Annotated in this window: 2 protein-coding genes; both read left to right on the plus strand. The window is 73.2% G+C overall.

All coding sequences use genetic code 11. From position 1 onward, the window contains the following. On the plus strand, positions 1-639 hold a 639-nt coding region (locus Ato02nite_RS51185), incomplete at its 5' end, for a cytidine deaminase (RefSeq protein ID WP_213013999.1). Next, positions 636-1218, plus strand: a 583-nt coding sequence (locus Ato02nite_RS51190; RefSeq protein WP_213014000.1) for a thymidine phosphorylase, incomplete at its 3' end; no start/stop codon positions are given. The genes Ato02nite_RS51185 and Ato02nite_RS51190, both read left to right, overlap by 4 nt.

The following is a 1218-nucleotide window of genomic DNA, read 5'->3' on the forward strand; positions in this document are numbered from 1 at the left end:
CCGGTCGGGGTGGCGGCGCTGGTGGATGACGGCCGGGTCGTCGTCGGGTGCAACGTGGAGAACGCGTCCTACGGCGTCGGGCTCTGCGCCGAGTGCGGGCTGGTCAGCTCACTGCACGCGACCGGCGGCGGGCGGCTGTTGGCGGTCTCCTGCGTGGATGCCAACGGCGACCCGCTGATGCCGTGCGGGCGCTGCCGGCAGCTGTTGTACGAGCACGGTGGCGCGGAGTGCCTGGTCGAGGCGCTGCCCCGGCCGCTGAAGATGAGCGAGCTGCTGCCGCACGCGTTCGGGCCGGACGACCTCGACAAGGTCAACGGTCCGGCCTCCGGGCACGAGGTGCCGGCCGAGCTGGCCAAGTGGCGGGGGCGGGGCACGGTCTTCGTGCACCCGGACCTGTCCGGCGGTGAGACGGTCTGGACCGGTTACTGGGAGCGGTCCGGCGGCAGCCCCGCGGAGAGCGACGCCGCCAAGGGCGTCCTCGAGGAGGGACCGAACTTCCCCACCACCGCCGAGGCGGTCGAGTGGGGGCGCGCACGCACACCGCGGATCGTGGTGGTGGACGCCGACGGCGGCCTGGCCTGGGCCGGCGAGGGAGAACCGCCGGAGGGCATCCCGGCCCGGTGGCAGGGGGAGAAATGAGCTTCGCGGCAGTGGACATCATCCGGGCCAAGCGGGACGGCCAGGTGTTGTCGGACGAGCAGATCGACTGGGTGGTGGACGCCTACACCAAGGGCGTGGTCGCCGACGAGCAGATGTCGGCGCTGGCCATGGCCATCCTGCTGCGCGGCATGACGCCGGCCGAGATCGCCCGCTGGACGGCCGCGATGATCGCCAGCGGCGAGCGGCTGGACCTCTCCGGCGTCACCCGGCCGACCGCCGACAAGCACTCCACCGGCGGCGTCGGCGACAAGATCACGCTGCCGCTCACCCCGCTCGTGGCGGCCTGCGGCGCGGCCGTGCCGCAGCTCTCCGGCCGCGGCCTCGGGCACACCGGCGGCACCCTCGACAAGCTCGAGTCGATCGCCGGGTGGCAGGCCTCGATCAGCAACGACGCGTTCAAGCGGCAGCTCGACGAGGTCGGCGCGGTCATCTGCGCGGCCGGTGAGGGCCTGGCCCCGGCCGACCGCAAGCTCTACGCCCTGCGCGACGTGACCGGCACCGTCGAGGCCATCCCGCTGATCGCCAGCTCGATCATGAGCAAGAAGATCGCCGAGGGGA

The organism is Paractinoplanes toevensis (assembly GCF_018332695.1).
Classification (GTDB): Bacteria; Actinomycetota; Actinomycetes; order Mycobacteriales; family Micromonosporaceae; genus Actinoplanes; species Actinoplanes toevensis.